Annotated in this window: 2 protein-coding genes; one reads left to right on the forward strand and one right to left on the reverse strand. The window is 64.1% G+C overall.

Annotated features, from left to right (window positions below):
* The first annotated feature begins 383 nt into the window (after positions 1-383).
* Positions 384-578 carry a hypothetical protein gene (locus AC01FP_RS17605; protein ID WP_474482019.1) on the forward strand — a complete coding sequence of 65 codons (195 nt, stop codon included), beginning with the start codon at positions 384-386 and terminating at the stop codon, positions 576-578.
* Here AC01FP_RS17605 and AC01FP_RS17610 read toward each other — a convergent pair.
* Positions 579-1,426: fatty acid desaturase family protein (locus AC01FP_RS17610; RefSeq protein WP_474482020.1), on the reverse strand; the 848-nt coding region annotated here is incomplete at its 5' end. It lies immediately after the preceding gene.

A 1,426-nucleotide genomic window follows, 5' to 3' on the forward strand; every position in this document is an offset into this window, starting at 1 on the left:
CTAGCAAGGTGGCGCAAAAACTGCCACAGCAGATCCGGCAGCAGCGCCATGGCCAGCCGCAGCAGAAAACTCCCTTGCAGCTGACTTCGCAGCAGCAATACCAAGTGGATCAGCAGGCGCACCAGCAAGGCCCCCCAGCAGGCTGCCCGACAGGATGAGCACCAAATTCATCCCAGCAGTGCCGGGAGGAACTAGCCGATGCTCGAGGCCGCCTGCCGGGCGATTTGCCCCAGTTCGCTGGCTACCAACTTGCCAGCGCCGGCATCACGAATGGATTGAGTCCTTCCTTGTGCAACACCAGCAGGGGAATGCCAATGGCCAGCACGAGTTAGCGGAGCATCGACACCTCTCCTCTGCATGAACCGTATCCAGGCCGAAAAGCCGTGGCCACAATCCTCAGCAGCGCGGCGGTCTGCCTGGTGCTGCCCGATGCGCCAGCGGTGTTCCAGCACGATGACGTGCGCTTTGTGGCCTTTTCCGCCAGCTGCCGGGGAAGAGGCGCCGCAAGATCCAGGGCAACAGCGGCGGAGATAGCTTTGGCATCCCCCTCTGCGCCCAGGCCGATCGGCCGTTTCTGATCAACTTTCCCGCCCATGGCTCCCGCGCGGCGACGGCAGCGGACCATTGCAGCTGAGCGCTGGAGTGTTCTGAGCAGCGATCATCACGCGCAGCGCCTCGCCGTAGCTCGGCAGGGTAGGAAGAGGAGGTGCACCATGACGCTCCAGGACCAAGGCGATACGGCGAGTGGCCAGGGGCAGACGCTCACTGGGAATCGCGGGAAAAGCATGGTGGGCGGAGTGGTGGGGGAGCCCTCCCAGCAGGGCATTGAGCCACCTGCCTGCGTTGATGGTGCGGCTGGCATAGAGCTGCGTTAGCAGCTGGGCTTCTCTGGATCGCCACAACAGGTGATGTTCCACCATGCCGCGAAACTGAGCGATCGCGCCGATCACACGCTCCAGCAGCAGCCAGAACAGCAGGTACCTCCACAACTCCCCCTTGGTCAGAGCGATGAGGAGCATGGCCGTGTGCACGGCCGTCACGCCGGCCCCGTCGATGAAACGCGCTTGAACCAGTCCCTGATCCTGTTGCTGAAGCGAGAAGCCCTTGCGCGCCGTATCAACGATCAAGCCCACGCCGCCCAGCACGCCAACGCGCCAGCCGAGCAGATGGCGCTGCACCAGGCGTCTCAGCGGTCCCGCCGCCAGGCGCTCCTGGAGGAGGGGGGTGGTGCGCTCCGGATCCCGCGGATCGCAGCCATTCCAGCGGTGATGCAGATGATGCAGTCGTGCATAGGTGAGATAGGGCCAGGCCATCGGCCAGCTGAGCAAACACGCCAACCACTGCTCCAGAGTCCGGAAGCCCAGCAGGGTGCCATGCACCATCTCGTGGGTTGCGATCAACAGCAGGCCATAGGCCACACCGGCGA

This window comes from Cyanobium sp. NIVA-CYA 375 (genome assembly GCF_056108345.1).